The sequence below is a fragment of the Streptomyces sp. genome (genome assembly GCF_031178505.1).
Lineage (GTDB): Bacteria > Actinomycetota > Actinomycetes > Streptomycetales > Streptomycetaceae > Streptomyces > Streptomyces gulbargensis.
Genome location: NZ_JAPSIW010000476.1, coordinates 1 through 5,580 on the forward strand (window position 1 = coordinate 1; position 5,580 = coordinate 5,580).

A 5,580-nucleotide genomic window follows, 5' to 3' on the forward strand; every position below is an offset into this window, starting at 1 on the left:
CGCGGGCCGGGGGACTGGGGGTTCGTCCTGGCCGTCCCCGGACCGCGCCCGCCCGCCCTCGGGCTCGCCCCCGGCGCTCCCCGGCTCCGCTCCCTGGGGCCCGGCACCCTCGCGGCGGCGGCGCACCTGGCCGAGCGGACCCGGTGGTCCGGGCTGCCGCCGTCGACCCTGGTACATCCCCGGTACGGCGGCTGAACGCGAACGACCGGACGGCGCCGCCCGGCGCGAACGGGCGACGCCGCGCCGCGCTCTGAGTAGGCTCGGCTCCCATGGAGCATGAGGTGTTCGTCCCGGTCCCGGCCGAAGCCCTGCGCGCGACGCTCACGGATCCCGCACGGGTGGCGCGCTGCGTGCCCGGACTCCAGCGGGACGCCGACGCGGACGCCGACCCGCTGTCGGGCCGGCTCAAGGTCCGCGTGGGCGGCCACACCATCACGTACCGGGGTTCGGTGCGCATCGTCGAGCGGGACGGTGCCCTCACGTACGAGGGCACCGGCACGGAGGTGCGCGGCACGGGGACGGCCGAGGTCTCGCTCACCGTCGTCCTCACCCCGCTGGCCGGCGGCACCGGTCTCGGCTTCACCGGCGCCCTGGAGGCGACCGGCCGGCTGGCCGAGGCCACGGAGCAGGCACGGGCCACGGCGGGCGCCCGCGTCCTCGACCGGTTCGTGGAGTCCCTCACCGCTCTGGCGGGCGACGCGCGGCCGGAAGCGGAAGCCGGAGCGGGAGCGGTGCCGGAGGCGGCGGAGGACCGGCCCGACACCGCCGGGGAGCCGAGGACGCCCGCCGACCAGGGCCCCGAGGCCGACAGCGACGACGACGGCGTGGACGACGGGATCGAGGAGCCGGGGCGGCCCTCCGTCTTCGACACCCCCGTCCCGCCCTCCGGGCTCGACCCGTTGCTCGACGAGGACTTCCCCGACGTCCACGACGTCCCGGACGTCGTCGACGTCCCCGACACCCCCGCGGAGTTCCCCGCACCCCAGCCCGCCGCCGAGGCCGCCCACGCCCGCCGGACGATGATCGGCCGGAGCGCGGAGGAGGTCGACCACGCGCCGCCGCGCGGCCGGTACGCGCCCGTGCCCGCCCCCGAGTCGTCGAACGCCGGCGCCACCCTGCGCTGGATCGCCCCCGCCGCCGCGCTCGCGCTCGCCTCGGCCGTCGTCGTGGGACGGGCGCTGCGCCGCCGTCGTTGAAACGGTCCACGGAGGCTAGGGTCGGGGCGTGAGCATGCAGACGCGACTGTCGGCGGGCGACGCCGAGTTGACCATCAATCCCGAGAACGGCTGCCGGATCGAGAGCCTGCGGATCGGCGGCACCGAGGTGCTGCGCCAGGGCGAGCGGTACGGCAGCTTCCCGATGGTGCCCTGGTGCGGGCGGACCGCGCTCGGCCGCTTCCTCGACGGTGCCACCGAGCACCGGCTGCCGGTCAACGCCGCCCCGCACGCGATCCACGGCACCGTACGGGACCTGGCCTGGCGGACGGCCCGGAGCTCCGCGACCGAGGCCGTCTTCACCTGCGAGCTCGGTGACCCCTGGCCGTACAAGGGGCGGGTCACCCAGGTCTTCGAGCTGGCCGAGGACGCGCTCACCCTCCGGTTCGGGGTCGAGGCCTACGCCGACTCCTTCCCGGCGCAGGCCGGCTGGCACCCCTGGTTCCTGCGGAACCTCGGCCACGGCGGTCAGGACGTGCGCATCGACTTCGCCCCCGCCTGGCAGGAGGAGCGCGGCGAGGACCACATTCCCACCGGCCGCCGGATCGACCCCCTCCCGGGCCCCTGGGACGACTGCTTCGGCATGCCCGGCGGCGTGGACGTCACCCTCACCTGGCCCGGGGAGCTGGAGCTGAAGGTCACCGGCAGGTCCGAGTGGGTGGTGATCTACGACGAGCCCGCGGAGGCGGTCTGCGTCGAGCCGCAGTCCGGTCCGCCGAACGGCCTCAACACCCATCCGCGCCTGGTCACCCCGATCGACCCGCTGGAGGTCGAGAGCGTGTGGAGCTGGCGCCGCCCGTGACCCGGGGCCGGTGAGGCCGGGAGCGTGCGGAGGCGGTGGCGCCCGTAAGCTGCTGACCATGACTGACGTACGCGCTGAGCTGCTCCAGCAGATCAAGGACAAGGCCGTGGTGCACGGCAAGGTGACCCTCTCCTCGGGTCTGGAAGCCGATTACTACGTCGACCTTCGCCGGATCACCCTGGACGGCGCCGCGTCGCCGCTGGTCGGTCAGGTCATGCTCGAACTGACCAAGGACCTGGACTTCGACGCGGTCGGCGGCCTCACGCTGGGTGCCGACCCGGTCGCCACCGCGATGCTGCACGCCTCCGCCGCGCGCGGGGAGCGCCTGGACGCCTTCGTGGTCCGCAAGGCCGCCAAGGCGCACGGCATGCAGCGCCAGGTCGAGGGTCCGGACATCAAGGGCCGGCGCGTCCTGATCGTGGAGGACACCTCCACCACCGGCGGCTCGCCGCTGACCGCCGTCGAGGCGGCGCGTGCCGCGGGCGCCGAGGTCGTCGCCGTGGCGACGATCGTGGACCGGGCCACCGGCGCGGGCGAGAAGATCAGCGGGACGGCCGGAGTGCCGTACCTCTACGCCTACGCGCTGGACGAGCTCGGCCTGGCGTAACCGCCGCGAAGTCGTGACGTGGGGGGCCGGTGCCGGTTCCTCCGCTCTGACCTGCGATGTTGGGAAGGGGTGGAGTGTTTCACGTGAAACGCTCCACCCCTTCGCCTGTGGTGCCCGTGGGAGCCCGGGGAAGAGTCTGGAAAGATGGCCCCGACGATGACGTCGCCCCTAGGTCAGGGACAAGCAACGCCCATACCCGCACATCACAAGGAGCGGACGAATGCCCATCGCAACCCCCGAGGTCTACAACGAGATGCTCGACCGGGCGAAGGCAGGCAAGTTCGCCTACCCGGCCATCAACGTGACCTCGTCCCAGACCCTTCACGCGGCGCTCCGCGGCTTCGCGGAGGCCGAGAGCGACGGCATCATCCAGATCTCGACCGGCGGTGCCGAGTTCCTGGGCGGCCAGCACAACAAGGACATGGTCACGGGCGCCGTCGCCCTGGCCGAGTTCGCGCACATCGTCGCCGCGAAGTACGACATCACGGTCGCCCTGCACACCGACCACTGCCCGAAGGACAAGCTGGACGGCTACGTCCGTCCGCTGCTCGACGTCTCCGCCGAGCGCGTCGCCCGTGGCGAGAACCCGCTGTTCCAGTCCCACATGTGGGACGGTTCGGCCGAGACCCTCGCGGACAACCTGGCCATCGGCCAGGAGCTGCTCGCGAAGGCCGCCGCCGCCAAGATCATCCTTGAGGTCGAGATCACCCCGACCGGTGGCGAGGAGGACGGCGTCAGCCACGAGATCAACGACGAGCTCTACACCTCGGTCGACGACGCGATCCGCACCGCCGAGGCCCTGGGCCTGGGCGAGAAGGGCCGCTACCTGCTCGCCGCCTCCTTCGGCAACGTGCACGGCGTCTACAAGCCGGGCAACGTCGTGCTCCGCCCCGAGCTGCTCAAGGACCTCCAGGCGGGCGTCTCGGAGAAGTTCGGCAAGGCGTCCCCGTTCGACTTCGTCTTCCACGGCGGCTCCGGCTCGACCGCCGAGGAGATCGCCACCGCCATCGAGAACGGCGTGGTGAAGATGAACCTCGACACCGACACCCAGTACGCCTTCACGCGTCCGGTGGTGGACCACATGTTCAAGAACTACGACGGTGTCCTGAAGGTCGACGGCGAGGTCGGCAAGAAGTCCACCTACGACCCGCGCACCTGGGGCAAGCTGGCCGAGGCCGGCATGGCCGCCCGTGTCGCCGAGGCCTGTGTCGCGCTGCGCTCCGCCGGCAAGAAGCTGAAGTAGGGCGCTGTACGCGCGGCCGGGTCCCCCGGCCGCGTCCGCGAACACCGGGCCCGGCACCCTTCGTGGTGCCGGGCCCTCGCGCATCCCCGTCCCCACCGGAAGGGCCCACCGATGTACGACTTCGACCGCGAGATCGACCGGCACGGCACCAGCTCCGTCCAGTGGGACGGGGCGGCCGACCGCTTCGGCGTCCCCGGCCTGCTTCCCTTCACCGTCTCCGACATGGACTTCGCCTCCCCGCCGGAGGTCCTCGCCGCCCTGCGCGAGCGCGTCGACCACGGCGTCTTCGGTTACACCGACTGGCGCCTCGGGGAGTTCCGGGAGGCGATACGCGACTGGTACGCGCGCCGGTACGGCACGGCGATCGACACCGGGGCGCTGGTGTACGCGCCCTCCGTGCTCAGCCAGCTCTCGCAGCTGCTGCGCATGTGGACGGAGCCGGGGGACGGGGTGGTGGTGCACACCCCCACGTACGACGGCTTCCGCAAGGTCGTCACCGGCCTCGGGCGCGAGCTACGCGGTGTCCCGCTGGACGACCCGGAGGCGCTGGAGCGGGAGCTGGCCCGGCCGGACAGCCGGATGCTGCTGCTCTGCTCCCCGCACAACCCCACCGGCCGGGTGTGGACGGAGGCGGAGCTCACCGGCTTCGCCCGGCTGGCCGAGCGGCACGGCGCCGCCGTCGTCAGCGACGAGATCCACGCCGACCTGACCGCCGGGAGCCACCGCCACATCCCCTGGGCCCGGATCGCGGAACCGGGCCCGGGCCGCCGCTGGGCCCTGGTCACCTCGGGCACGAAGGCCTTCAACTTCCCGGCGCTCTCCGGCTCCTACGGGCTCATCGGCGACCCGGAGGAACGGGAGGTCTTCGTACGGCGCATGGAGACCGGGGAGGGGCTGGCCTCGCCGGCCGTGCTCTCCCTGACCGCGCACATCGCCGCGTACCGGCACGGCGCGGACTGGCTGGACGCGCTGCGGGCGTACGTGGCGGACACGATGGCGCTGGTCGCGGAGCGGCTCGCGGACGGGCTGCCGGAGGTGGCGTGGACACCGCCGCGGGCCGGGTACCTTGCCTGGATCGACCTGCGGCCGCTGGGCATCGAGGAGGACCGGCTCCACGAGGAGCTGGTGCGGCGGGAGAAGGTCGCGGTCGTGCCGGGCGGGGTGTACGGGACGCCGGGCTTCGTCCGGCTGAACCTCGGCTGCCCCCGGAAGAAGGCGGAGCGGGGCCTGGACGCCCTGGTCCGGGCCGCGCGCCGGCTCGCCCCGGCCTGACGGGGAAGAGGGAAGCCGGTGCCCCACGGGGAGGCAGCGGGCCGCCGTTCGCGGGACCATGCAGGCATGGACATCCGGCTGAGCTCCGGAACGGGGCGGTGGATCGTCTTCACGACGGTCCTGGGTTCCGGGATGGTGCTGCTCGACTCCACCGTCGTCAACGTCGCCCTGCCGCACATCGGCGCCGACCTGGGCGCCGATCTGGCCGCGCTCCAGTGGACCGTCAACGCGTACATGCTGACCCTCGCCGGGCTGATCCTGCTCGGCGGGGCGCTCGGCGACCGGTACGGGCGGCGGCGGGTCTTCGTCGTCGGCGTGGTGTGGTTCGCGCTGGCCTCGCTGCTGTGCGGGCTCGCCCCGAACGCCGGGGTGCTGGTCGCGGCCCGCGCGCTCCAGGGCGTGGGCGGGGCGCTGCTGACGCCGGGCTCGCTCGCGCTGATCC

General features: G+C 73.4%; 6 protein-coding genes and 1 pseudogene. All 7 read left to right on the forward strand.

The window, feature by feature from the left end:
- A pseudogene (locus RIF68_RS25625) lies at window positions 1-195 on the forward strand (spermidine synthase); the annotation flags it as partial.
- Window positions 196-269: 74 nt separating this feature from the next.
- A complete protein-coding gene (locus RIF68_RS25630) occupies window positions 270-1,196 on the forward strand; it encodes an SRPBCC domain-containing protein (protein WP_309053667.1) in 927 nt (308 codons plus the stop codon).
- A 34-nt stretch (window positions 1,197-1,230) separates the two neighbouring features.
- On the forward strand, window positions 1,231-2,016 hold the full coding sequence (locus RIF68_RS25635; RefSeq protein ID WP_309053672.1) for an aldose 1-epimerase: 786 nt from the start codon (window positions 1,231-1,233) through the stop codon (window positions 2,014-2,016).
- 58 nt (window positions 2,017-2,074) lie between these two features.
- Window positions 2,075-2,623, forward strand: coding sequence for an orotate phosphoribosyltransferase (pyrE, locus tag RIF68_RS25640; protein ID WP_309053668.1), 549 nt, complete (start codon window positions 2,075-2,077; stop codon window positions 2,621-2,623).
- 220 nt (window positions 2,624-2,843) lie between these two features.
- Complete coding sequence (gene fbaA, locus RIF68_RS25645) at window positions 2,844-3,866, forward strand: class II fructose-bisphosphate aldolase (RefSeq protein WP_309053669.1); 1,023 nt, start codon at window positions 2,844-2,846, stop codon at window positions 3,864-3,866.
- Window positions 3,867-3,977: 111 nt separating this feature from the next.
- Window positions 3,978-5,138, forward strand: coding sequence for a MalY/PatB family protein (locus tag RIF68_RS25650; protein WP_309053670.1), 1,161 nt, complete (start codon window positions 3,978-3,980; stop codon window positions 5,136-5,138).
- 66 nt (window positions 5,139-5,204) lie between these two features.
- Window positions 5,205-5,580: MFS transporter (locus tag RIF68_RS25655; RefSeq protein WP_309053671.1), on the forward strand; the 376-nt coding region annotated here is incomplete at its 3' end.

Coding starts and splice junctions, on each gene's coding strand:
- RIF68_RS25630 (WP_309053667.1), top strand. CDS start 270: ATGGAGCATGAGGTGTTCGTCCCGGTCCCGGCCGAAGCCCTGCGCGCG.
- RIF68_RS25635 (WP_309053672.1), top strand. CDS start 1,231: ATGCAGACGCGACTGTCGGCGGGCGACGCCGAGTTGACCATCAATCCC.
- pyrE (WP_309053668.1), top strand. CDS start 2,075: ATGACTGACGTACGCGCTGAGCTGCTCCAGCAGATCAAGGACAAGGCC.
- fbaA (WP_309053669.1), top strand. CDS start 2,844: ATGCCCATCGCAACCCCCGAGGTCTACAACGAGATGCTCGACCGGGCG.
- RIF68_RS25650 (WP_309053670.1), top strand. CDS start 3,978: ATGTACGACTTCGACCGCGAGATCGACCGGCACGGCACCAGCTCCGTC.